The following is a 24576-nucleotide window of genomic DNA, read 5'->3' on the forward strand; positions in this document are numbered from 1 at the left end:
CGGTTTCTCGTATGCGTGATGCACGAAAACTAACAGATCACGTTCAGAAAACCCCAATCCGTAACGGGGTTCGATACAATTCCCTAATATCCATAAACATCCTCTTGTATCAGCGGGTACCTAAACGTGACAGCCACAGGAAGCTACAAAGACTCGGTTAATCTTCCCAAGACCCAGTTCGATATGCGGGCCAATGCCACCAAGCGCGAACCAGAAATTCAGCAGTTTTGGAAAGATAACCAGATTTACCAGCAGCTTTCTGAAAACAATCCTGGTGATCTGTTCATTCTCCACGACGGCCCTCCCTACGCAAACGGGGCGCTGCACATGGGCCACGCCATGAACAAGATCCTGAAGGACATCATTAATAAATATCAGTTGCTGCAAGGGCGCAAGGTTCGCTACGTGCCGGGATGGGATTGCCACGGGCTGCCCATCGAACTAAAGGTGCTCCAGGCAATGAAGCCCGAGGAGCGCAAGGCTCTAACGCCGCTGGAGTTACGGAAGCGGGCAAAAGCCTATGCGTATGAGCAGGTCGATTTGCAGCGCGAAGGCTTCAAGCGTTATGGCGTTTGGGGTGATTGGGATAACCCTTACATGACCTTGAAGCCCGAATATGAGGCGGCACAGATTGGTGTGTTTGGGCAGATGTACCTGAAAGGCTATATCTATCGCGGTCTCAAACCTGTGTACTGGAGCCCCAGTTCCCAAACAGCCCTCGCGGAGGCGGAGCTGGAATATCCTGACGGGCACACCTCTCGCAGTATCTATGTAGCTTTCCCCATGGTTAGCCTGTCGGAATCGGCAGCGGCTCTCCAGCCTTATCTCGAAAATTTGGGTATTGCTATCTGGACGACGACCCCCTGGACGATCCCTGCGAACCAGGCGGTGGCGCTCAACGGCGCTCTGACCTATGCAGTGGTGGAAGTCGCAGGTCATGAGCAAGATACTGTTGATGCCGAGTGGCACTGCCGCTATCTGATCGTAGCCAAGGATTTGGTGGAGCAACTCTCGAAAACCCTGGGCAAAGAACTGACAGTGAAAACTGAACTGCCCGGAAAAGCCTTGGAATATTCCACCTACCTGCATCCCTTGTTTGAGCGGGAAAGCCCAGTGGTTGTTGGCGGTGACTACATCACTACTGAATCCGGTACAGGCCTGGTGCATACGGCTCCAGGCCATGGTATGGATGACTTCATCGTGGGCCAAAGGTACGGCTTGCCCGTTCTGTCGCCTGTGGATGATTACGGCAACTTCACGGCTGAAGCGGGGCCATTTGCTGGGCTGAACGTGCTGAAGGATGCCAACGAAGCGATCATCGCAGCCCTGACTGAGAAGAAAGCGCTGCTGAAGGAAGAAACCTATGCCCACCGCTATCCCTATGACTGGCGGACAAAGAAACCTGTCATTTATCGAGCTACGGAGCAGTGGTTTGCCTCGGTAGAAGGGTTCCGGGAGGAAGCGCTGAAGGCGATTCAGGAGGTGCGCTGGATTCCCGAAACAGGCGAGAACCGGATTACGGCAATGGTGTCGGAGCGGGCAGACTGGTGTATCTCCCGACAGCGGAGTTGGGGGGTTCCCATCCCAGTGTTCTACGACATCGAGACGAACGAGCCGTTTTTGAATGAGGAAATTATCAACCACGTCCAAGCCATTTTTGCGGAGAAGAGTTCTGATGCCTGGTGGGAACTGTCAGTTGCGGAACTACTGCCGGAAGCCTACCGGAAGGATGCCGATCGCTACCGCCGGGGTACCGACACCATGGACGTATGGTTCGACTCGGGTTCCTCCTGGGCTTCTGTCGCGAAGGCCCGGAATGAATTGAAATATCCGGTGGAAATGTACCTGGAAGGGTCTGACCAGCACCGGGGTTGGTTCCAATCTAGTTTGCTCACTAGCGTGGCTGTCAGTGGACATGCGCCCTACCGTCAGGTGCTGACCCATGGCTTTGCTCTGGATGAGCAGGGCCGCAAAATGAGCAAGTCTCTGGGGAACGTAGTTGATCCCCAAGTCATCATTAACGGTGGTAAAAATCAGCAGCAGGAACCCGCCTACGGGGCTGATGTGCTGCGGTTATGGGTATCGTCTGTAGACTATTCTTCTGACGTGCCCATCGGTAAAAATATCCTTAAGCAACTGTCGGATGTGTATCGCAAGATCCGTAACACGGCACGGTTCTTGCTGGGTAACTTGCACGACTTTGATCCGGCAACTCAAGCGGTGCCCTACGACCAGTTGCCTGAGTTGGATCGGTATATGCTGCACCGGATCACAGAAGTGTTTGGGCAGATTACCGATGCTTTTGAGTCTTACCAGTTCTTCCAGTTCTTCCAGACGGTGCAGAACTTCTGTGTGGTAGACCTGTCCAACTTTTATTTGGATATTGCCAAGGATCGGCTCTACATCAGTGCTTCTGATTCGGTACGGCGGCGCAGTTGTCAGACTGTCCTTGCCGTAGCGTTGGAGAACCTGGCAAAGGCGATCGCCCCCGTGCTCTCCCACCTAGCCGAAGACATCTGGCAGTATCTTCCCTACAAAACCCCCTACGAATCGGTATTTGCAGCGGGTTGGGTGAAGGTGGAGGAAAGCTGGAAACAGCCCACTCTGGCTCAAACTTGGGAGAAACTCCGCGTCGTGCGGGATGAGGTCAATAAAGTCATGGAAAAGGCTCGGATCGATAAGGCGATCGGCGCATCCCTAGAAGCCAAAGTGCTGCTCTACGTAGCCGACGAAGCCCTGCGCCAGCAAATGCAAGCCCTCAACCCCGATAGCAGCCTGACCGGCAACGGTGTGGATGAACTGCGTTACTTGCTCATTTCCTCCCAGGTCGAACTGCTGGATACTCCCAATACCCTGGCGGAGCACAAGTACAGCGCCCAGACTGATGCTCTGGGGATCGCGGTCGTGGATGCTGACGGAGAGAAGTGCGATCGCTGCTGGAACTACTCCACCCATGTGGGAGACTCTCCCGAACATCCCATCATCTGTGAGCGTTGTGTAGCAGCTCTCATGGGGCGCTTCTAGGAAGCCTGAAATAGCCATGAAATTTCCCTCAGCCCACCTCTAAGGTGCGTTGAGGGGAATTTTCATGCTTAAAGGCTGCAACACCCATGAACGCGAGCACGAATTTTCACAATCCCATTTCACCCAGTTTTTACGACCTCATATCAAATCGGGTTAAACCCCCTGATGTGCAGTAGTGGAATGAGTTGCGTCGCATCACCACATATCGGAGGTTTTAACCAGAACTCAGGTTTGTTGAATATGGTTAGGCTAGAAATGCAATCGATGACATTTTTCTGGTATTAACAGATATACCCTCAGGTAGATTTTTCCTCTAAATGCTCCGTCTGCTGGCATAGTAGACGGGGATGTAGAACCGATGTGCGATCGCCCCTCTCCCCTCAGCTTATGAAAATCCTTGGTCTCTCTGCCTATTACCACGACAGTGCGGCTGCGCTGGTTATCGACGGTCAGATCATTGCAGCTGCTCAGGAAGAAAGATTTTCTCGCAAAAAGCACGATGCTCGCTTTCCCAGCAACGCCATCCGTTACTGTCTGTTTGAGCGCAATCTGACCCTTCGCGATCTCGACTACATCGTCTTCTACGACAAACCCCTGCTCAAATTTGAGCGATTGCTGGAAACTTACATTGCTCTGGCTCCCCGAGGCTACCGCTCCTTCACGGCCGCGATGCCTGTATGGATTAAGGAGAAGCTATTTCTCAAGACGACTCTGAAGCGGGAACTCGCTTCTCTGGGAGAAGTAAAGCCCCAGCAAGTGCCCAAGTTATTGTTTACTGAGCATCACCAGGCCCATGCAGCCGGAGCCTTCTTCCCCAGTCCCTTCCAGAAGGCGGCTGTGCTGTGTCTGGATGGTGTGGGAGAGTGGGCCACCACCTCTGTTTGGAAGGGGTTGGATCATCAACTGATTCCCCAATGGCAGATCGACTTTCCCCATTCTCTGGGGCTGCTCTACTCGGCGTTCACCTACTTCACTGGATTCAAGGTCAACTCCGGTGAGTACAAGCTGATGGGGCTGGCTCCCTACGGCGAACCCAAGTATACCCAGTTAATTTACGACCATCTGCTGGATCTGAAAGACGACGGTACCTATCGCCTCAATCTGGATTACTTCAACTTTGCCACCGGCCTGACTATGACCAACGAGCGGTTTAGCCGTTTGTTTGGTCGTCCTCCTCGCTCTCCAGAGAGTGACTTGACTCAGCAGGATATGGACATTGCGGCCTCCATCCAGCAGGTAACCGAGGAGGTCGTGCTACGGCTGGCAAGAACTGTCAAGCAGGAGGTCGATAGCGAGTATCTCTGTCTTTCTGGCGGGGTGGCATTGAACTGTGTTGCCAATGGTCGCATCCTGCGGGAGTGCGGTTTTAAGGATTTGTGGATTCAGCCCGCAGCTGGTGATGCCGGAAGTGCCCTGGGAGCGGCTCTATCGGTGTGGCATGAGTATCTGGGGAACCAGCGGGTAGCGGAGGGCGATCGCATGGCTGGAGCTTATCTCGGCCCTCGCTTTTCCCATCAAGATGTGAAGGCTTATCTGGAGGCGGTGGGTGCTGTATACGATACCCTACCGGATGAACAGCTTTTTCTCAAACTGGCAGAAATTTTGGAGGATGGCCAGGTCGTCGGTTGGTTTCAGGGACGGATGGAATTTGGGCCACGGGCGTTGGGGAATCGCTCCATCATCGGCGATCCCCGCAACCGCAACATGCAGTCCACTATGAACCTCAAAATCAAGTATCGGGAATCCTTCCGGCCCTTTGCTCCATCGGTGCTGGCGGAACGGGTCTCCGATTACTTCGAGATGGAGGGGCGCAGTCCTTATATGCTTCTGGTGGCCCCAGTTCGGGCAGAACAACGGCATCCGATGACGCCAGAGCAACAGGCCTTATTTGGCATCGAAAAGTTACGAGTGCCCCGCTCCGAGATTCCGTCCGTGACCCATGTAGACTATTCAGCCCGCATCCAAACCGTTCATGCCGACACCAATCCGCGCTACCATGCACTGATCCGTGCCTTTGAGCAACGTACGGGATGCGGCCTGGTGGTCAATACTAGCTTCAATGTGCGGGGGGAACCGATTGTCTGCACCCCGGGCGAAGCCTACCACTGTTTCATGAACACTGAAATGGACTATCTGGTGCTTGAAAACTGTTTACTCAGCAAGCGCGAGCAACCTGAATGGCAGGGGGCTGAATCGCCAGAGTCACGGCAGCAGCAGCGCGCCCGCTATCTGCAAACCTTCGAGTTAGATTAGAGCCATGATCTTTGAGCCAATTCCCTATCCTACCCGTGCGGTGTTACGCGAGTTTGGCCTGGTCTTTGGCCTGATGGTGATTGGGTTGTTAGGGGTCGTCATTCCCCTACTACGAGGCAGTGGGCTCGTCCTGTGGCCCCTGGTTCTGGGGTCTGTGTCTATATTCTGTGGCTTGGTCTGTCCACAAATTTTGCGGTCTTTTTACTATGGCTGGATGCGCTTTGGTCAGGCTTTCGCCTGGATTAACAATGCGATCGTCTTGAGCCTGGTTTATTACGCCGTTGTGACGCCTATGGGGGTGGTGATGCGATCGCTTCTCCAATATGACCCTTTGCACCAGCGTCGAAGTGTACAATCCACCTTTCGCAAAACCAGCACTCAACGTTCTCGCTCATCAATGGAGAAACCATTCTAACTATGGGATTTTTAATAGAGATTACGGAGTTTTTGGCAGACCTCTGGCAGTTCTTGAAAGAACGCCAAAAATATTGGTTGGCTCCCCTGATCTTCACCCTAATTCTTATTGGGTTAGTGATTGTGTTTACTCAAGGAAGTGCGATCGCCCCCTTCATCTATGCCATCTTCTAAACACCCTGAAAAGTCTCGTTAAGGGTTACTTTTGCGTGGGCTTTAGGCACGCAAAAGTAATATCTTGCATAGCGTCTAAAGGGCTCGAAAAGCTAGCCCGATGCTATGCTCATTAAAATCACTCCTCAAGCTTTTGATGTTTCTAAGGTTGTTGAAAAAGCTGTTTTTCTGAGCCTTATACGGGGCTTGCGTATTGATGTTGGGTGTAATGTGCTTTGTACATCCAACGTCAATGCTTTAGATTGGCGAGCCTACCTATGCCCTGTTATAGTCAAAAAATAGTGCTGGTAACCAGCCTTAAAATATAATCTGGGTTCCTATTTATTGTTAGTGTTCTATCCATGAAATCCCCGCTTCTGAAGCTAATTCTAATTAACCTGGGCGTTACCGCTGGCCTCCTGTTTACTCTCAATTTTCTGGCGAACCTCGTGCAATTAGTAGGTGCTCAGGTGATTGATATTATGGGCTGGGAAGGGGGCGTGGAGGAGGTGGTTGAGGACCAGAACCTGGCAGAACTTCCTAACTATCAGGGAAGGCGAGATGAGATGTATCGTCACTTTCGTGAAACCCTGCGAATTCCTGTTGTATACGAACCATCCGTCGGCTGGACGCGAGAGCCGTTTGAGGGAAAAACGATCACCATTGATGCTCAGGGCAATCGGGTGCACCAACCCCTGCCTGCTTCTGCTCAAACCTCTAAACCCAAGGTTTATATTTTTGGAGGCTCAACGGTCTGGGGAACCGGAGCAACAGATAATGAAACTCTCCCAGCCTTTTATCAGAAATTCTCTGATTTGCCTACAGTCAATAAGGGGGAAACGGGATACATTAGTCGGCAATCTTTGGCATCTTTTGTAAACCTTTTGTCTACTAAAGAACCCATGGATGCTGTCATTTTTTATGAGGGCGTTAACGATGTGCAATATAGCTGTCGCGCTGAGTTGAAAGTTAACGAGCATGGGCGAACGGCTGTTTTTAGAAGTCGTCTACGCCAGAAGAAAAGTAGCCGCTCTGAAGCTGAAGATTTCAAAGACTATCTCAACGCATTATTTTTGGGTGGAATTCAAGATTTAGGAGTCGACATCGTCGATTCGATTAATGATGCTCGACCGACTAAACGGAAAGATGATTCGATGATCTGTGACAATGACCCGGAGCGTGCTCGGCAGGTCGCAGAAACCTTGCTGTCAAACTGGGAAATTGCCCACGCTCTGGCCCAAACTCGCGGAATCCAGTTTCTGGCTGTGCTGCAACCCGTCGCTTACATGGGCCAGCCTAAGTTAGATCACATTAATGATGACCTGGATGATCAATTTGGCAAGCAATATCAAGCGGTTTATCCCATTTTGCAGCAGTTGATTCGAGAACGAAATTACGATTGGATTGTGGATTATACGGATTTATTATCGCGGGACGAGTATATCTATATCGATTTCTGTCATGTGTCACCCAATGGCAACGAAATTCTCGCACGCCGTCTAGTTCAAGACACGCGATCGCGCTGGATGAGGAATGAAGCAGCCCCATCTGGTCGATCGTAACGTATCGCAGTAATCTGTATAGCAGTTTGCTTGTCTACAGGATTTGAGGTTCTGCCATGCGACAAATTAATTTTGTGGTCATTTTTGTGATCTGCCTGGCCCTGGTGTTGTTTGGTATTGAAAACACGGCATCCTCGACGATCCATGTTGTGCCTGGAGTTGAGCTGTCGGCTCCGCTGTCGGTCGAATTGCTGATCGCAGCGGGTATTGGAGCAGTTCTGGCTTGGATCTTTAGCGTCTGGACCGGGCTGACTGCACGTCTGGCCGTTCAACCTCAGGTATCCCAGCGGGATGTTCGCATTCAAGAGCTGGAACAGGATGTCGAGCGCTACAAAGTCGAGCTGGAGGAGCAGCAACGTCTGCTGCCCGCGTCAAAACCCCAGGATGTTGAGGTTACTGAGGTGGTGTAAAAATACCCTGTGATTTTGGATGGAATGAGCGCTCCATCCAAAATCACCTCCCATCGTTTTTCTGAAACCACTAATTTTGTGCCGTGCCGCGACTCAAAAATCAGTAGACCTCCTGCATGAATCCGTTTTTGAGACATACGTTGCATAACGATTCATGCAGGCGATCTCATGATTTGAGAAAAACTGTTCGAACTAATGTTTTATGAATCACAATGGAGATTGACCCGCTGAACTACTGGAGTCTTTGGGTACCGCTGGGACTGCTGGGATTGATTCTGGCGATGGCTGTTTACTTTGTTCGGATTGACAGTCGACGGTGAGAAAGTGTTGGAAGCGTTTATTTTTCAAATGCCCAGACAAGAATGGGTGTGAAAAATGAAGCCCTTTCAGGAGTATTCAACAGCAGGTAGCTATGGCGCTTTCCCTGGCACAAAATGCGATCGCCCTCCTGATTGACCTGGCCGAGCAGGGAGACATCGACCCCTGGGATGTAAAGGTGATTGAGGTAATCGATCGCTTTCTCAGCCAGCTAAAGCCTTACCAGAACCCCGGTGGTAGTCGTGCTGCCTATGAAGCCGACCTATCAGAATCGGGACAAGCTTTTCTCTATGCCTCCATGCTGGTGCTGCTGAAAGCGGATAGCCTGGCTCGCCAGGAAGCCAAACAGGGCGAGGAAGAAAACACCGAACAGTTAGAAGACTTCCTGGGGGATGGTGCCCTGGCAGAGGCTCCGCTGCCCCTCAGCCTGGAGCGACAGATTCGCCGTCGGGCAACAGCTCGACCTCAGCAAAACCGTCGGGTAACACTGCAAGAGCTAATTGCCCAACTAGAGGTGATGGCGACGACGGTAGCCGAACATACCCCCCGGATTAAAACCCGCCGTCCCCGGCCCCAATCTCGCAACCAGGCCGTCCGCACGATCGCCCAACTGGCCCACCAGGAAAACCTTTCGGAAATTGCGGCTGCCCTGGAGCGCTTCCTTCAAGCCGAGTGGGACGAAATTTGCCAGGGAGAGGACTGGATGGAGTTTGAGAGCCTGCTGGGGCTCTGGGTGGAATCAGATTTGGCCAAAGAGATTCAACAAACGTCGGCTCATCATAGTGCTCAGAGCGATCGCGTCGCTGTCTTCTGGGCACTTCTCTTTCTCTCCGCCCAATCTAAGGTAGAACTGGGCCAGGACGAATTTTACAAAGACCTGCGGGTACGCAGCCTGGAAAATCTACCTGCCGATGCCTTGACCAATCCACCCTCCTTTGTCCTGCCAGATTGATGTAACGTCAGTTCGGGATAAGCCAAACCGCCTATTATTGCGTGCGCGTCGCGCACGCAATAATAGGCATTTTCGAGTGCCGCGCGAAGCGCGGCACTCGAAAATGCCCTTAACCCGAATTGAGGTTAACGTAACCTGAGGAGCATGTTTTAAACCTGTGAATGAGTGTGGTGAAAGGGGCGCTTCGAGGCCCTTTCACCACACCCATTCATACGTCTAGAGCACTACCGAATGGGAATGGCTGGTTGTCGAATATCCGGTTGGGGGTTAGGCTGTGTTGGAAATTGGCCCAATGGCATCTACCCTTAAGTTATCTTCACGACAATCCCGGTAATCTTGAGGCGACCTTGAGAGTTTGACCAAGGATTGTTCGGTGTAGAACCATAACCCGATACAGTGTGACACACTGTTACAGGTTATTCTGATCATCGAAACGCTACCCAGGGGTAGAGCACCGCTATGAAAGCAATGATTCTCGCTGCCGGTAAGGGGACGCGGGTTCGTCCAATTACCTACACCATCCCCAAGCCCATGATGCCCATTCTCCAGAAACCCGTTATGGAGTTTCTGCTAGAGCTACTGCGGCAGCATGGGTTCACGGAGATTATGGTGAACGTCAGCCACCTCGCCTACGAAATCGAGAGCTATTTTCGTGATGGGCAACGTTTTGGAGTTCAGATTGCGTACTCCTTTGAAGGCCGTATTGTGGATGGCGATCTGGTCGGCGAGGCAGTGGGCTCCGCTGGTGGTATGCGCAAGATTCAAGATTTTTCACCATTTTTTGATGGCACCTTCGTCGTACTGTGCGGGGACGCACTGATCGACCTGGATCTGACTAAAGCGGTGCAGTGGCACCGGGAGAAGGGGTCGATCGCCACCATCATTATGAAAGAAGTGCCCCATGAGGAAGTTTCCAGTTATGGGGTTGTCGTTACCGATGAAGAAGGCCGTATCAAAGCATTTCAGGAAAAACCTGCTGTTGATGAAGCCCTGAGCAACACCATCAACACGGGTATTTACATTTTTGAGCCAGAGATCTTTAACTATATTCCTTCCGGCGTGGAATATGACATTGGAAGTCAGCTCTTCCCGAAACTGGTAGAATCTGGGGCTCCGTTCTACGGCATTTCGATGGATTTCCAATGGATCGATATTGGAAAAGTGCCCGACTACTGGCAAGCCATCCGTAGTGTATTGACCGGAGAGGTCAAAAATGTTTCTATTCCTGGCCATGAAGTTGCTCCTGGCGTCTACACGGGGATCAACGTAGCGGTAAATTGGGACAAAGTGGACATCAAAGGCCCAGTGTATATCGGTGGTATGACCTGTATTGAGGATGGGGCTACCATCATTGGTCCCAGTATGATCGGCCCTAACTGCTATGTATGTAGTGGTGCTGTGGTCGAAAACAGTGTGATCTTCGACTACTCCCGCCTCGGCCCTGGGGTGCGCCTGGTCGACAAGCTTGTGTTTGGTCGGCACTGCGTTGATAAAACCGGAGCCGCCATTGACCTAACGGCCGCGGCTCTAGACTGGTTGATTACTGATACCCGCAGCGAACTGCCACTGGAACCTACAGCAGAGCGGCAAGCGATCGCTGACTTGCTCAACTCCGAAGTTCCAACCTAAGGGATCAGGTTGCTCTCCAGAGAGGACTGACCTGAATAGCATGGTTTATGGGGCGAAGGATCCTTCGCCCCAGCTTTGCATAATCAATAGTGCTGCTCTAACGGTGTGTTGAAGGTGTTTACGAGTGCTGCGCAACGCGCAACACTCGTAAACACTCATTTTGGTATGCATAAAGTGCACGCCAAGATGGGCACTTCAGCTTATCCGGAGCTGCGGTTACTCTGAGTTCAAGTTACGTATGTCTCGACTTTCTCAAAGAGTTTTTAAAGGTGCCGGATATTCAGCCCTCAAATTAGACAGTTTATTGAGGACTGTCTCGATAGCGCTTTTGCATGCTTAGCTTGCGAAAACCCTGGATATGTCTAAAACTGGCCCCTTTGAAAGAGCGTAGATGCCAAGCCCACAATCTCTCTAAGGGTTGAAAAATCACTGTCTGTAGCTGCCCCCAGGGGAATTTACACCAAATATAGAAGTGATGCCTATAATGATCTAGCCAAGAGCGGACTCATAAGAACGACCTTTGGCGGGATTCAATCAGGATTCAATGTAGTGTGTGAGTGAGGCGATCGCATGACAAGGGACCCGCGTCTTCCGCAGCGCCGTAGAAGGCCAGATGCTACGCAATCAGACCAGAGCGCCTCTAGCAAGCGGCAGACTCCCGTACAACCCTGGCGAGCTCCTGCTCCGCCCCCCTTGCCACGACCTAGGGTGATCGCTCCGGCCCCCGTTCCTGCTGTGCCGCCTCCGGTAGAACCACCCGTTAGCCGCGTGGTTGTGGGGGAAAAGGGCCCTCGTCGGCCTGCGCCGCCCCCACCGCCGCCTCGCCGGACACCTCCAGTCGCGCCTGTTGCCAAGGAGGTAGCGCTTCCAGCGCCCCTTCGTTCCTCTCGTGCGGTGAGTTGGCTGGCTTCCTGGCAATTTTGGGTGATCGCTTCTACCCTATCCATTTCGGCAGTTGGAGGATTGGCAGCCGCGATTCTGTTCAAAATTCCGGCGTTACCTAACTGTCCGTCTATTTTTTGGCCTACGGCCTCTGCCTCGCTGCGGATGTATTGCGCCCAACTGGCGGCGAATAAGCAGACGGTGGATGATTTACTTGAAGCTATTACCTTAGTGAATAGCCTGCCACCCGACCACCCCATGCGAGCTGAAGTCAATCGCTCCATTGAGGAATGGGCTAGCGATATTCTCGGTCTAGCCGAGGAGCAGTTCCATCGGGGAGATTTGGATGGGGCGATCGCCACAGCCAATCGAATTCCTGCTGGTAACGCAGCTCAGGGGGAGGTAGCCGAGCGTATTCAGAAGTGGCGCACGATTTGGGCGCAAGCGGAAAAGATCTTCAAAGATGCAGAAAATGCTCTGCTGGAGCAAGATCCCCGGTTGGCTTTTGAACTGGCGGTGAAACTGCTGGATGTTGATAACCGCTACTGGCAAACTACCAAGTACGAAGAATTAGGCGATCTGATTACTACGTTCCGTGAGGATGGACAACGGCTGGCCAAGATTCGCCGGATGGCCCGGCGAGGTGGGTTGGAGAACCTCCTGAAAGCGATTGAGATGGCCAAGGAAATCAAGAGCAGCAGTCCTGCGTATCCTATGGCTCAACGGGTAATTGCTGACTTGGGCAAGGATATGCTCGAATTGGCGGAAAACGCTCTAGGACGGCGGGATTTTGATGAAGCTATGCGCATTGTGGGGCAAATTCCCGATATTCCCACCCTCAAACCCGAAATTCAAGATTTCAGCACGCTGGCCCAGGCTCAGGCTCAGTCCTGGGCTGGGGGTGTAGAGGATCTGGAGGCAGCCATTACCCAGGCCCAGCGAATTCGTCGCGATCGCCCCCTCTATGAACGCGCCCAGGCGTTGATTAGCCGCTGGCAAGCGGAAAGCCGAGATGTGGCTCAGCTCAATCAGGCCCGTCAATTGGCGGACTTGGGGACTGTTCTAGATTTGCAGGCGGCGATCGCTGCGGCTCGTCAGGTACCCAGAGGCAATCCGAAAGGCGAGGAAGCACGGGATTTAATTCGTGACTGGACGAGTCGCATCGAAACCACTGAAGATCAGCCCGTTTTGCAGCAGGCCGATGCGCTCGCCGCTGTTGGTGATCTCTCAGGAGCCATTAGTATTGCTCAACAGATTGGTCGGGGGCGAGCGCTCCATGGTCAGGCTCAGGAGCGGATTCAGACCTGGACGGCTCAAGTTCAGCGCAGCCAGGATCAACCTCTTCTCGATCGTGCCCGGCAACTGGCTGCCTCTGGGGATTTATCCCAGGCGGTGGCGGTTGCAAATCAGATCGGACGGGGGCGGGTGCTCTACGACGATGCCCAGCAGGATGTTCGCAACTGGCGCGCTCAACTCAACGCACAAGCTAGCCTCCAGGAAGCCTATCGCTTGGCGGCCAGTGGTACCCCTGATGCGTATCTGTCGGCCATTCGTGCAGCCTCCCAAATTCCTGCTAGTACGTCAACCCGAGCTGAAGCCGATCGGATGATTGGAATCTGGAGCCAGGGAGTCTTGCAAAGCGCTCAGGCTCTTGCAGGTTATAACCTGGAGGGGGCGATCGCCCTGCTGGAACGGTTGCCGTCGGGTACTCCTGTATCGTCTGCCGCGCAGCAGCAACTTGAGACGTGGCGACAAATGCAAGTTCCCCAAGACTCCCTGGATCTGGAACCTGCCCCACCCGATCCCTCTCCCACAGCTAGAACGAATCAGTCATCTAAGGAGTAAACCAGCTCGGGTTTAGAGCGTGTTTTTGAATAGGAAGCAGGCATGGTGTTGGGTGTGGTGTATTTCACTCCTAACACCACGCCTGTTTCCCATGCCAACCTGCAAAGGCTTGCAAAGCTCTGCCTGAAACTGCCCCTGTTGGGCGAAGTATTGAGAGCGGGAGTTCCTGGAGAATGGCGGAGAATTCTGTCTGAGAGCCGCGCAACAACTCATATCTCAATATGAAGCTGAGTTCTAACAGGTCAGGACGCAGAGCGGGCGCAGCTTCATAGGGAATGGATATCAGACGGGTTCTGCACCCATAGGTTGTTCTGATGAAATTTTCTGTTTGCTCCTCTGCTCGTGTGACGGAAGGGGTGTTGGAGCGCGATCGCCTCCCTTTATTCTGTATTTGCGCGGGCATGCTGGTGTTCTTTACCCAGGTAACCGTGCTATTTCCTGTGTTGCCGCTGTATCTGAGTCAGCGTTGGGCTAATGCTCCGGTAGGGCTGGTCGTTGGTGCGATGGCAGCAGGGCTTCTGTTTTTCCGCCCGGGGATCGGTTGGTTACTCGATCACTGGGGCCGTAAAGCAGTTCTCTGGGTAGGTTTGGGCATCATGCTAGGAATTTTGCCTCTCTACCTGTGGTCGTCTGATCCAACCTGGTTAATGGGAGTGCGAGTTGCCCATGGCATTAGTCAGGCGGCTTTTGCGACGGCTTCCCAGACAATGCTGGTGGATCTGGTAGGACGCGATCGCCGCACCGCCATGCTGGGTTACCTGGCCATGTCGAACACGATTGGCTTTTCCCTGGGGCCACTGCTAGGCTCATGGGCATTTGCCCAGATGGGCTTTGTGGGAGTGGTGGGGTTTATGGGCGGCTTGACCCTGCTGGGATTTTTCCTCACCTTACCCCTACCCTGGTTGTGGGCTGTGCGGTCGGCTCAATCGGCTGAGCCGCCCCATCCATTTCCCTGGGACGTGGTGCTCCGTTTCCCGGTGCGGGATGCCACCCTGGTCTTTTTCATCACTTCCTTCCTGCATGGCGGCGTTGTCACCTTTTTGCCGCTTTTTGTGCCCAACTCTGCCCTGTTCTACAGCCTGAATGCTCTAGTGGCCGTGGGGGTGCGGTTTGCATTAGGGCGTTGGGGCGATCGCATCTCTCAACGCTGGATTACCACTCTGGCCATTCTCAGCTCAAGTACGGCTTTAGTGGGGTTGGCGATCGCCCCCCAATTCCTCGCCTCCTGGTCGATTCTCTATGGTTTGGGCTTTGGGGCTATGTTTCCCGTACTTTCGGCTATGGTTTCCCTCTCTGCTCCAGGCGCGGCTCGTGGCCGAGTTTACAGCGTGTTTTTAGCCGGGTTTGACGGTGGCATGACCCTGGGTGGAGCCGGAGTCGAACCCCTCGTACAGGTCATACCTCTCAGCCGCCTGTTTTTGCTATTGGGGTGCACTGGGTGTCTCGTCAGCGGCTACGCTTTCCGCCAATTCGCTAAACCTACATAACCTGAGTTCGGGTTAAGGGCGTTTTCGAGTGCCGGGCAACGCGCGGCACTCGAAAAAGCTCATTTTGGCGTGCACATAGTGCACGCCAAAATGAGCACTTCAGCTTATCCCGAACTGAGGTTACATAACCTGACCCGGGCTTACATTGAGTTCCAAAAAGAATGTGCGCGCTGCTCAGCAACGCGCACATTCTTTTTGAAAGGGAGAAAATTACGAGCGGGCGGCAGGCAACGCTAAAGGACGCTCCACGGGTTTTGGTGGTGTGACATCTCGTACCTCAATCCTGGCAGCCGATTGAGCAGAGGTTTCATCTCGCAACAGAAACTCCCGAATGAAGCGGGCAGCTGCCCGTTGGGCGAGGCCGCTGGCAATCTGTTGGCCCATGCGCTGAGTCTCAGGGCGCAGCAGCAGGTTGGGGATTACGGGTAACACCTGGCGGGGGTCGAAGCCCGGCGTCTCCCGCAGCAGGTTGAGAATGCGGAGCAGTTGCTCAAACTCTTTGCGGCTGGACTGCTTTTCTGGGGTAGTGGGGGCAGTGTTGCCATTGCCATTGTGAGAGCGGTTGAAGCCGAGGCGATCGCGCACCGTTGACCGGATTCGATCTAGAGCTGTTTGCCCGAAGCCATCGACTCCTTTCACAATCTCATCAACCAGATATTCACGAATGAAGTCGCCCCGCTCCGAGAACAGAAAGTTGACTGCCTGATCAATTGCTCCATTCAGGTCATAATCCTGGCTATCCTTAGCGTTCCGCAGCAGATTTTCCAGGCGGTTCCAGCGGAAAGTCCCATCTTTGAACAGGAGGTCCTGAAGGGATGTGCGCAGTTCAAGGGATGGGTCCGTTAGAAGCCGCTTTGCGATATAAGGATAAGCCTTGCTGAGGACTTTGAAATTCGGATCAACGTTGATGGCAATCCCTTCGAGGGTGACCAGCGATCGGATAATCAGCGCATAGTAGGCCGGAACCCGGAACGGATACTCGTACATCAGTTCCGAAAGTTGGTCGGTGATGCTCTTGAAGTTCATCTCCGCGACGCTGGCTCCCAGGGCATTGCTGAAAACACTGCCGAGGGCTGGAATGATGGGAGTCAGGTCAGTGTCCGGGGTGAGGAAATCCAGCTTAACGTAATCCTTTGCCAGACCCTCAAAGTCACGGTTAACCATGTGCACGACGGCTTCAATCAGGCCATAGCGCTGAGGCGGCTTGATTTCGCTCATCATGCCAAAGTCCAGATAGGCCAGTTTGCCATCGGGGGTGGCCAGCAGGTTACCCGGGTGAGGATCTGCATGGAAGAAGCCATGCTCTAGCAATTGTCGGAGGGAGCACTGTACGCCCACTTCAATCAAGTGAGCGGCATCCACACCCATAGATCGCACTGCTTTGGGATCGGTGAGTTTTACCCCTTCAATCCATTCCATTGTCAGTACCCGGCGATTGGTGTACTCCCAATAGATGCGGGGCACATAGATTTCTGGCAGATGGCCGTAGAGTTGGGCAAAGCGCTCAGCGTTGTATCCCTCGTGGGTATAGTCCATCTCCTCGAAGATTCGAGCGCCGAATTCATCCATAATGCCAACCAGGTCACTGCGGATGCGTTTGAAGCGGCGAGCGGCAAAAACGGCCATTGCTCGCAAGATGTAGAGATCGAGGGTAATACGTTGGGCCAGACCAGGACGTTGAACTTTTACCGCAACGTCTTCCCCCGTTTTCAGCTTGCCGCGATACACCTGGCCCAGCGAAGCCGCTGCCAGAGGATCTGGCGACAACTCTGCAAAGATGTATTGGGGACAATCGCCTAATTCTTCTTCGATGAACTGATAGGCGACTTCGTTTGGAAACGGTGGAAGTTGGTCTTGAAGTTTGGTCAATTCTTCCAGGTAGACCGGAGGAACCAGGTCAGGCCGTGTGGAGAGCGCTTGTCCCACTTTGATGAAGGCTGGCCCCAAACGGGTCAGCATTTCCCGTAAACGACGCGCGCGTTTCTGTTCGTTGCGTTTTAACTGCCCCGTCGTGCGATCGCCCCACAACTGAAGGGCAAACAGCAGAAATGGCCCAAAGATCCCTACAACTCGGCCCCATACCTGGAGGGGGTGGGAGCGATACCGGGCGGCGATCGCCACCGGGTCGTAGCGCAGCGCAGCGTCACGAGTGGTGTGGGCAAATTTCAGGTGAGCCTCAACCGCATCACTCTCCTTGACGATGTCCATCAAGCTCGAACTGTTAGAGGTTAGGGTCATGTCTGCACGTTTCCTAAAAGGATTGATCAGTCGTCTCCGGGGGAGCACCAGCGATTGCAACGCTGAAGGGGTAAGCCCTATAGCCACAACCTTATGTAAAGCATTGTAACAGGACTCTCAGGAGTCACCCGCGAATAACCAACGGCACGCGCAGGTTTCCTTCCCACAATTCCTTCAGCATGGCACTTCGTCCTGCGTTTGGGATTCCTCAACATGCCGATTTTGAGTCTCAATACCCGTAACTTTTAGGCGAAATTTCCGAAATACTTATGGCTTATAGCGCTACTTTTATAGATCCCTCTCTCCTCTCCTGAGGTATGAGAGAAGGATGTGAAACTTGATTCCATCTTCTTCTTTTGTACCTCCCCAGATTGGCAGCTGTATTGGTTTGAAACGGCTGATTTTTTGTGGCCTCTGAGCCCGGAAACAGTCTTTTTATACCGGCTCTAAAATCCCAACATTGATGGACGGGATTCGTGACTCCCTGCTCTAGAATCAAGGGGTCTTATTCTACCTACTCCAAAAAATACTATGGTGTCTCCTCAAATTGCGCCCTATGGTTCCTGGAAATCGCCCATTACCTCTGACCTGATTGTGGCCGGCTCGGTGCGTCTGGGGGACGTGTGCCTGGATGGTCAAGATATTTATTGGAGTGAAGGCCGACCCACAGAAGGGGGGCGGAGTGTCGTCGTGCAGTTGGCAGCAGATGGCTCTCGCACAGACCTGACTCCTGCGCCATTAAATGTGCGGACACGGGTGCATGAGTATGGTGGCGGGTCGTATCTGGTGGCTGATGGCGTCGTTTACTTCTCGAACTTTGCTGATCAGCGGATCTATCGGCAAGCTGTTGGTGGTGAGCCACAACCTATTACCCCCCAAGAATCCTATCGCTATGCCGATGCTGTGGTAGATGTCACGCGCGATCGCCTGATCTGCGTGCGCGAAAATCATACCGAAGGCGGCCACGAGCCCAGCAATGAAATTGTAGCGATCGCTATTCACCCTGGCGATGCCGAAGACAACCCCGGCACCGTGCTGGTATCTGGCAGCGACTTCTACGCCTACCCGCGCATCAGCCCCGACGGTAGCCGCCTCTGCTGGATTGCCTGGGACCACCCCAATATGCCGTGGGATGGCACGGAGTTATGGGAAGCAGAACTGCTGCCTGATGGCACCCTGGGGACAGCCATTATGGTGGCAGGAAGTGTTTCGGAGTCAATCTTTCAGCCCAGTTGGTCGCCGGATGGGGTGCTGCATTTTGTGAGCGATCGCACGGGCTGGTGGAACCTGTATCGCTGGAACCGCACTGGAGTGATTGAGCCCCTCTGTCCCAAAGCCGCGGAGTTTGGTCTACCCCTGTGGGTGTTTGGCATGTCCACCTATGGCTTCGAGTCGGTCGAGTCGCTGATTTGCACCTACAGCGAGAATGGCCTCTCCCATCTGGCCCGCCTGAATCTCAAAACCCTCGAACTTGAGGAAATCCCAACCCCCTATGCCAGTGTGGGCGGTGTGCAGGTGGGGAATGGGTTTGTGGTGTTTGGCGGAGGCACCCCAACCCAACCGGGGGCGATCGCCCGTCTCAATCTCGCCACCGGGGAATGCGAAGCGTTGCGCCGCTCCAGCGACCTGACCGTTGACCCGGCCTACATCTCTGTGCCCGAACCCATTGAGTTTCCCACCGAGAATGGCCTCACCGCCTATGGCTTCTTCTATCCCCCCCAGAATGCCGACTTTGCGGCTCCCGAGGGCGAGTTGCCGCCGCTTCTGGTAAAGAGCCATGGTGGCCCTACAGCGGCGACGTCTGCCACCTTTAACCCCGGTATTCAGTATTGGACCAGTCGTGGCATTGCCGTGCTGGATGTGAACTATGGCGGCAGCACCGGTTACGGGCGGGAGTACCGCGATCGCCTCAAGGGCAACTGGGGCATTGTGGATGTGGATGATTGCGTCAATGGGGCACGTTACCTGGCTAAACATAAACGGGTGGATGGCGATCGCCTCTGTATTGATGGTGGTAGTGCCGGGGGCTACACTACCCTCGCAGCTCTGGCCTTCCGGGACGTGTTCAAAGCGGGAGCCAGCTACTACGGAGTCAGTGACCTGGAAGCTCTGGCCCGGGATACCCACAAATTTGAGTCGCGCTATCTGGATGGCTTGATTGGTCCTTACCCTGAGGCGAAGGAGGTGTATGAGGCGCGATCGCCGATTCACCATATTGATAAGCTCTCCTGCCCGGTGATCTTCTTCCAGGGCGATGAGGACAAGATCGTTCCGCCTAATCAGGCAGAAATGATGGTGAACGCGCTGAAGGAAAAGGGCTTGCCGGTTGCCTATGTGCTTTACGAAGGGGAGCAACATGGGTTCCGTAAGTCTGAAAATATCAAGCGTACCCTGGATGGGGAGCTGTATTTCTACGCCCAGGTGTTTGGGTTTGCGTTAGCCGATGAAATGGAAAAAGTGGCGATCGCCAACCTCTAGGGTTAAGTGGTGCGGTGAATGTACCGCACCATATAGCGATCGCCCTATTCGCAGGGGTGGGGCTGTGAGCCTGTGAGCTAACGCTGATAATCCAGTGTGCGCGATTGCCAAAGCATTTCCAGACGACTGGCAGGCAGGGTGATGTAGAGAACATCGTCCAGGGTAAGCGTCGTCTTCAACAGCTCCCAACCGTGAATAGTGCCGTGGGTTGTTTCCAAATAGAGAGGGACACAATCCGTCTCAGTGGCAATATCCTGCACCTGGCGTCCTAAAAACGGGTGGGTAGCCGTCATGCATGTGGCCAAAGAGATCCACAGACTATGCCCTGCGACTCCATTCCCCAGCACCTTGCCCCCCAGAGCAGCGGCGGCAAAGGAAGGGGCAGATAAATCGGCAGGACTCAACACAGCCTCAAAGTCAAAAACCTGCTGGGCCAGGGATGCAAACTGAGGGTCGCGGTTACGAACGGTAACGCTCAGTTCAGGAGCAAGCCCTTTAGCGGTCAGGGCAATTTCCAGGTTTACGATGTCCTGGCTGGTCAACGCGAGTAGCGCTCGGGCCTGCTGGATGTTGGCCTCCTGCAATGTAGAGGCGAGGCTGGCATCCCCTACGAGGACGGGAACCCGGAGCGATCGCGCCGTTCCCAAGAAGCGATTATTTGGGTCTGGTTCGATCACCACCACATCACAACCACTGTCCTTCAGATGCCGCACCGTCTGCATGCCTACATTACCCAGCCCGCAGACTATGCAATGTCCGCGTCGGGGAATGGGGATGACATGCCAGAGGTTCTGTAGCCGCGCCCCCAGCACCAGGTCGTTCAATAGGGCATAGCAGATGCCGACCACGGCAGTACCAATCAGCATGAGCATGACCGTAAAGACTTTGATATTTGGGGGAGCTTGCTCGGCCACCTCTTCGTTGCCTCCGGCTCCCGTAATCATGCCGACGGCGAAGTAGAGGGCATCTACAAAACTGGTATGAAGTGTGGCTCCGGTATAGATAACCGTGGCGATCCAGATGGTAACGGCCAGAGCCAGAAGGACCACCAGGGTAGGGCGAATATGAGGGTGAAATTGCTGGATATAGCTGAGCACATTCAGCATCTGATCCTGCCATGGACGGCGGCTACGATCGAGCTGAGGTTTGCTGGCAAGGATGAGGCGATCGCCCCACTGCAAGGTCTGCCCCTCCATCACCGCAGTCACCAGATCCTGGCAGTTATCCGCCGGGAGATAGTAAATTAGCATCCGGTTCCGATCCTCCCAGAGGGAACTGAGGGGCCGCCCCAGCCAGGGATGCTCATCGTGGATCACTTCTTCCCGGATGGGCCAGGTTTGCCCAAACAGCTGCAACTGCCCGATCGCCCGGTTTCCCAGAGCCGAGAACGCAAACACCGGCGCAGATAGGGCCGCCACGCTCATGCTGACGTGGTCGGGCAGAATGTGGTCGAGGCGATCGCCCAAACTGGCATTGAATAACCGATTGATGATGCGAATTTTAGGATTGAGCACCCGCGCCTGAGCCAGAATGCCCAAATTTAGGGTGTCGTCGCTGGTGGCGGCTACGAGGGTGTGGGCTTCGCGCACTCCGGCTGCGATGAGGGTGGAGGGCGATCGTAAATCCCCCACAATTACGTCGCGCTCCTCCTGGGCCAGCGGCTCCGGATGCACTCCCACCACCCGTGCCCCCTGTTGCCGCAGTAGGGAAAATACTTTATACCCGGCACCGCCAAGACCACAGACAATGATGCGGGGTTTCATACCGTGTCCAATACTAACGCCTGTTCACTAAAGTCAGGAGTCCGTGACGGGGCGATTGCGTGCAGCGCCCGAACTCCAGAACAGTATTGTTTGGGCAGTGCCTTCGGCAATCTGTAGCCCTGGGCACGACGTAATAAAACTTCTTTGAACGCTCAATTCTCTGGGCTACACCAAAACATACTTTTGTCGCTGCAATTGAAGGCCGATTAACTTGCCTCGCCAACGCGAATCAGGCAACCGTCTGGGTCAATCACGCCAAATTCTTTCATGCCCCAGGGGCGGTCGCTTAACGGGAAGACTCGCGTTGGTGGCTTGGCAGCTTCAATCTGGGCCCACAAGGCTTCGATGCCCGTGACCGCGATGTAGATACAGGATTGATTCTGAGCGGGAACAAGAATGCTGGGGTCTTCTGGGCGGGATAGGTGCAGAGGATGGCCCTGCAGTTCGACAATACCGTAGGAGGTGTCGGGCATGAGGAACCGCTGGGTGAAGCCAAGGTAATCGCAGTAGAAGGCGATCGCCCGTTCCACATCAGCTACGGAAAGAATAGGGCTGAGGGCTGTAATTTGGAATGGGCGATCGGATGCTATCATTGCTTCCCTCACGGGTCAGTACCTTTCCCTGAAAATAGTTCCCCTGTTCTTCTGCGTCAAGCAGGGTTTGGGAAGGACGGCCATTCTCCAGAATGGGCTTGAAACCTTGTGAATGGCGAGTGGATGGAGTTGTGGTGAGATAGTTTGACTTCTGTGGCAAGCATTGTCCGAATTAGTTCTAAATCGCCAGAAATAATTGCCAGCAAAGCAATAGAGCTCGCATGGGGGGTGATACACCTCATCGTTGCAGATAGAATGAACGGATGACTCATGCACTTGGCTTCTCGTCTCATGGCCGAACCGTCGTCTTACTCTGCTCAGGCCGCTGCCCAAGAACCCTTTATGGCCACGATACGGGAATTAGTGCGGACTTATCAGGCATTTTCCGGCTATTCAGAAGGGTTTGTGCGGCGGTTTGACCTGACCCCGGCTCAGTTTGATGTGATTGCAACCCTAGGCAACACGTCGGGGATGAGTATGGGGGAGATTGGCGAAAAAACCCTGATTACGAAAGGGACGCTAACTGGCGTGATCGATCGCCTGGAACGGAAGGGCTTGATTGTGCGGGAGGTGTCATCGAGCGATCGCCGCAGCACCATCGTCAAGCTTACCTCCCAGGGAGACGTTCTCTTTCAAGCAGCGTTTCCCGCCCATATCGCAGACATGAAGCAGCACCTGGCCCCCATTGGCGTATCCGAGTTAGACGATCTACGAGTCTTGTTGAACCGTTTGGGAGACGCCTTTAGAAGCTAGTAGGCCATGGCCTAAGTTCGTCACCTATTTTTTGTGTGGGGTGCTTCGCACCCCACACAAAAAATAGGTGATACATTTACGCCTCAGCGCACTAGTACGCGGTAGCTCAAATCCGCCCATGTTAGGTATGTGGTATGCCCTCGAGTTTGGGTGCAAAATATGAGGCGGCTTATTCCAACATGCTCGCCATTTTTCCATCAATTCTGATTTTGAAATCAGGCCCGACAACCGCGCGTCTTTAGCGCGCGGTTGTCGGGCATCAAAGTCAAGAGTTCACGCCCGTAGGGCGTGAACTCTTGACTTTGATGCCGATCCTGAGAATTGCTGCCATTTTTCTCAAGCCCTTGATTTTGCGTACGCAACGCGTGAGAAAAATGGCGAAGGCATTGCTATTTGAGCTCGACCCCTTGAATTAGATTTTGCATCTCGGCTTCGTTCTTCTGAAAGTTGGCCGGAGCTGTCCAGGTGAGAATTTGAGTGAAGTACTCGGGCGTTTCCACAATGGTATGTAAGTAGACCACACCAATGCTGTTGAGAGAACCGCGAATTTCGTATTGAAGGGCCGGATAGCTACCCACTTTTGTGATGCGATCGCTTGGCCCCTTCTGCTCCACCTGGGTGAGCTGCTCCGTGAGGAGTTGGCGCGATCGCTCTGAAAATTGCTCTTTTGTCAGGGCACCCAGCTCCGCTTTAGGCTGTGCCCGCACAATCAAGTAGATTTGCTGTGCTGAGTTTTCTGCCTGAATTTGAGCTTGAGGATTCAGATTCGAAGCAGGCTCCCAACCCTTGGGCAGTACCACCTGGCTAGATTTGTCAGGAGCTTCCAACAAATTAGCCGGTTGCGTTGGGGGTAATTCTGTCGTCACGGGTAACGACACATCCCCAGATGTCGGTTGAGTCGGTTGTTCTGGGCCAGAGGCAAATTCGGCTATGACCCAGCCAGCCCCTAAGGCCCCAGCGATCGCCACGGGCATTAACCACGGTGTCCACCACTGTCGCCAGGAAGGGCGACTTTCAGGGGTAGACGGAGTGTTGTCGGGAGGTGGGGAATCCAGCGTCATAGGAATGGAAGGCGAGTTGAAACGGTTTCCTCTAGAAGGTCAGCTCCAAAGAGGCTCCAAGCGTTCAATTCTACAGGGTTAATTTTCAATTGGCCTGAAGCCTGTGCCGCATCAGCAATTCTCATTTTGAAATCAGGCCCGAAAACCGCGCGCTAAAGGCGCGCGGTTTTCGGGCATCAAAGCCAAGAGTTCACGCCCGTAGGGCGTGAACTCTTGGCTTTGATGCCCATACTGAGAATTTCTGGTGCCGCATCTCGTCGGACAGGGTTGAACTGCCATACCCTCTAGGTGGCGGAATTCAGACATCATTGGCTAACTGACACTGGGTGCACAGGCCGAAGAATTCCAGCATGTGATAGTAAATCTTGAAGTGATAGGAGTCGTGCAGCTTCTCCTCCAAATCATGGACTGGGCATTCACTGATAGGAATAGAGCTGCCGCACTGTACGCAGGTGAGGTGGTGGCGATCTTCCTTCAGCGTACTGTAAAGAGATTCTCCGGTGGCGAGGGTTCGTACCTGCAAGGAGCCGTCTCGCTTCAACAGTTCCAGAGCCCGATAAACTGTTGCCAGCCCAATGCTGTGGCCCTGTTGCCGTAGCTCCATATAAATGTCCTGGGCAGATACCGATCTGTCCAGTGACTTGAGGAGGTCGAGGATAAGTTTTTGGCTACGGGTGCGGCGATCGCTCATGGGGTCCATTCACGAGGTCGTCAGTGGGGGCAGGTCTCAATTGATGCATGGTTGATTCTAGAACGCCCCT

17 protein-coding genes are annotated in these 24576 nt (G+C 53.7%); 12 read left to right on the forward strand and 5 right to left on the reverse strand.

Features of this window, described 5'->3' with window-relative positions; genetic code table 11:
• Window positions 1-126: 126 nt before the first annotated feature.
• The 10 genes from ileS to H6F91_RS14640 all read left to right on the forward strand — a co-directional run bounded on the left by ileS (window position 127) and on the right by H6F91_RS14640 (window position 14929).
• The gene (gene ileS / locus H6F91_RS14595) at window positions 127-3024 is read left to right on the forward strand and encodes an isoleucine--tRNA ligase (RefSeq protein ID WP_190770204.1); all 2898 of its coding nucleotides are present in this window, start codon (window positions 127-129) and stop codon (window positions 3022-3024) included.
• A 387-nt stretch (window positions 3025-3411) separates the two neighbouring features.
• Complete coding sequence (locus tag H6F91_RS14600; RefSeq protein WP_190770203.1) at window positions 3412-5277, forward strand: carbamoyltransferase; 1866 nt, start codon at window positions 3412-3414, stop codon at window positions 5275-5277.
• 4 nt (window positions 5278-5281) lie between these two features.
• Window positions 5282-5692, forward strand: a complete 411-nt coding sequence (locus H6F91_RS14605; protein WP_190770202.1) for an SxtJ family membrane protein — start codon at window positions 5282-5284, stop codon at window positions 5690-5692.
• A gap of 2 nt (window positions 5693-5694) precedes the next feature.
• Window positions 5695-5865 (forward strand): DUF5989 family protein, encoded by a 171-nt coding sequence (locus tag H6F91_RS14610; RefSeq protein WP_190770201.1) that lies wholly within the window; start codon window positions 5695-5697, stop codon window positions 5863-5865.
• A gap of 341 nt (window positions 5866-6206) precedes the next feature.
• The gene (locus H6F91_RS14615; protein WP_190770200.1) at window positions 6207-7406 is read left to right on the forward strand and encodes a hypothetical protein; all 1200 of its coding nucleotides are present in this window, start codon (window positions 6207-6209) and stop codon (window positions 7404-7406) included.
• Between the two features lie 56 nt (window positions 7407-7462).
• The gene (locus H6F91_RS14620) at window positions 7463-7816 is read left to right on the forward strand and encodes a LapA family protein (protein WP_190770199.1); all 354 of its coding nucleotides are present in this window, start codon (window positions 7463-7465) and stop codon (window positions 7814-7816) included.
• 412 nt (window positions 7817-8228) lie between these two features.
• Complete coding sequence (locus H6F91_RS14625) at window positions 8229-9086, forward strand: segregation/condensation protein A (RefSeq protein WP_190770198.1); 858 nt, start codon at window positions 8229-8231, stop codon at window positions 9084-9086.
• Between the two features lie 459 nt (window positions 9087-9545).
• Window positions 9546-10715: an NDP-sugar synthase gene (locus tag H6F91_RS14630; RefSeq protein ID WP_190770197.1), complete on the forward strand. Its 1170-nt coding sequence runs from the start codon at window positions 9546-9548 to the stop codon at window positions 10713-10715.
• Window positions 10716-11285: 570 nt separating this feature from the next.
• Window positions 11286-13442: a chromosome segregation ATPase gene (locus H6F91_RS14635; RefSeq protein ID WP_190789391.1), complete on the forward strand. Its 2157-nt coding sequence runs from the start codon at window positions 11286-11288 to the stop codon at window positions 13440-13442.
• 314 nt (window positions 13443-13756) lie between these two features.
• Window positions 13757-14929, forward strand: coding sequence for an MFS transporter (locus H6F91_RS14640; RefSeq protein ID WP_190770195.1), 1173 nt, complete (start codon window positions 13757-13759; stop codon window positions 14927-14929).
• A gap of 210 nt (window positions 14930-15139) precedes the next feature.
• Here H6F91_RS14640 and H6F91_RS14645 read toward each other — a convergent pair whose 3' ends face one another.
• Window positions 15140-17167, reverse strand: a complete 2028-nt coding sequence (locus tag H6F91_RS14645) for an AarF/ABC1/UbiB kinase family protein (RefSeq protein WP_190770194.1) — start codon at window positions 17165-17167, stop codon at window positions 15140-15142.
• Window positions 17168-17698: 531 nt separating this feature from the next.
• Here H6F91_RS14645 and H6F91_RS14650 point away from each other — a divergent pair.
• The gene (locus tag H6F91_RS14650) at window positions 17699-19645 is read left to right on the forward strand and encodes a S9 family peptidase (RefSeq protein ID WP_190770193.1); all 1947 of its coding nucleotides are present in this window, start codon (window positions 17699-17701) and stop codon (window positions 19643-19645) included.
• 77 nt (window positions 19646-19722) lie between these two features.
• On the opposite strand, the gene H6F91_RS14655 is transcribed toward H6F91_RS14650, so the two are convergent.
• Window positions 19723-21408, reverse strand: coding sequence for an NAD-binding protein (locus H6F91_RS14655; RefSeq protein ID WP_190770192.1), 1686 nt, complete (start codon window positions 21406-21408; stop codon window positions 19723-19725).
• A 206-nt stretch (window positions 21409-21614) separates the two neighbouring features.
• On the reverse strand, window positions 21615-22001 hold the full coding sequence (locus tag H6F91_RS14660; protein ID WP_190770191.1) for a VOC family protein: 387 nt from the start codon (window positions 21999-22001) through the stop codon (window positions 21615-21617).
• A gap of 270 nt (window positions 22002-22271) precedes the next feature.
• Between H6F91_RS14660 and H6F91_RS14665 the strand changes: the two genes are divergently transcribed.
• Window positions 22272-22754, forward strand: coding sequence for a MarR family transcriptional regulator (locus H6F91_RS14665; protein ID WP_242035801.1), 483 nt, complete (start codon window positions 22272-22274; stop codon window positions 22752-22754).
• A 389-nt stretch (window positions 22755-23143) separates the two neighbouring features.
• Here H6F91_RS14665 and H6F91_RS14670 read toward each other — a convergent pair whose 3' ends face one another.
• Both H6F91_RS14670 and H6F91_RS14675 read right to left on the reverse strand, forming a co-directional pair.
• Window positions 23144-23815 carry a hypothetical protein gene (locus H6F91_RS14670; protein ID WP_190770190.1) on the reverse strand — a complete coding sequence of 224 codons (672 nt, stop codon included), beginning with the start codon at window positions 23813-23815 and terminating at the stop codon, window positions 23144-23146.
• A gap of 298 nt (window positions 23816-24113) precedes the next feature.
• Complete coding sequence (locus tag H6F91_RS14675) at window positions 24114-24506, reverse strand: transcriptional repressor (RefSeq protein WP_190770189.1); 393 nt, start codon at window positions 24504-24506, stop codon at window positions 24114-24116.
• Window positions 24507-24576: the final 70 nt, after the last annotated feature.

This window comes from Leptolyngbya sp. FACHB-8, assembly GCF_014695575.1.
Taxonomy (GTDB): Bacteria; Cyanobacteriota; Cyanobacteriia; order Elainellales; family Elainellaceae; genus Vacuolonema.

What these genes read in the sequence shown, in the direction of transcription:
- H6F91_RS14620 (WP_190770199.1), top strand. Translation starts at nt 7,463, where the DNA reads ATGCGACAAATTAATTTTGTGGTCATTTTTGTGATCTGCCTGGCCCTG.
- H6F91_RS14675 (WP_190770189.1), bottom strand. Translation starts at nt 24,506, where the DNA reads ATGAGCGATCGCCGCACCCGTAGCCAAAAACTTATCCTCGACCTCCTC.
- H6F91_RS14670 (WP_190770190.1), bottom strand. Translation starts at nt 23,815, where the DNA reads ATGACGCTGGATTCCCCACCTCCCGACAACACTCCGTCTACCCCTGAA.
- H6F91_RS14600 (WP_190770203.1), top strand. Translation starts at nt 3,412, where the DNA reads ATGAAAATCCTTGGTCTCTCTGCCTATTACCACGACAGTGCGGCTGCG.
- H6F91_RS14630 (WP_190770197.1), top strand. Translation starts at nt 9,546, where the DNA reads ATGAAAGCAATGATTCTCGCTGCCGGTAAGGGGACGCGGGTTCGTCCA.
- H6F91_RS14625 (WP_190770198.1), top strand. Translation starts at nt 8,229, where the DNA reads ATGGCGCTTTCCCTGGCACAAAATGCGATCGCCCTCCTGATTGACCTG.
- H6F91_RS14605 (WP_190770202.1), top strand. Translation starts at nt 5,282, where the DNA reads ATGATCTTTGAGCCAATTCCCTATCCTACCCGTGCGGTGTTACGCGAG.
- H6F91_RS14615 (WP_190770200.1), top strand. Translation starts at nt 6,207, where the DNA reads ATGAAATCCCCGCTTCTGAAGCTAATTCTAATTAACCTGGGCGTTACC.
- H6F91_RS14640 (WP_190770195.1), top strand. Translation starts at nt 13,757, where the DNA reads ATGAAATTTTCTGTTTGCTCCTCTGCTCGTGTGACGGAAGGGGTGTTG.
- H6F91_RS14655 (WP_190770192.1), bottom strand. Translation starts at nt 21,408, where the DNA reads ATGAAACCCCGCATCATTGTCTGTGGTCTTGGCGGTGCCGGGTATAAA.
- H6F91_RS14635 (WP_190789391.1), top strand. Translation starts at nt 11,286, where the DNA reads ATGACAAGGGACCCGCGTCTTCCGCAGCGCCGTAGAAGGCCAGATGCT.
- H6F91_RS14645 (WP_190770194.1), bottom strand. Translation starts at nt 17,167, where the DNA reads ATGACCCTAACCTCTAACAGTTCGAGCTTGATGGACATCGTCAAGGAG.
- H6F91_RS14650 (WP_190770193.1), top strand. Translation starts at nt 17,699, where the DNA reads ATGGTGTCTCCTCAAATTGCGCCCTATGGTTCCTGGAAATCGCCCATT.
- H6F91_RS14610 (WP_190770201.1), top strand. Translation starts at nt 5,695, where the DNA reads ATGGGATTTTTAATAGAGATTACGGAGTTTTTGGCAGACCTCTGGCAG.
- H6F91_RS14665 (WP_242035801.1), top strand. Translation starts at nt 22,272, where the DNA reads ATGCACTTGGCTTCTCGTCTCATGGCCGAACCGTCGTCTTACTCTGCT.
- H6F91_RS14660 (WP_190770191.1), bottom strand. Translation starts at nt 22,001, where the DNA reads ATGATAGCATCCGATCGCCCATTCCAAATTACAGCCCTCAGCCCTATT.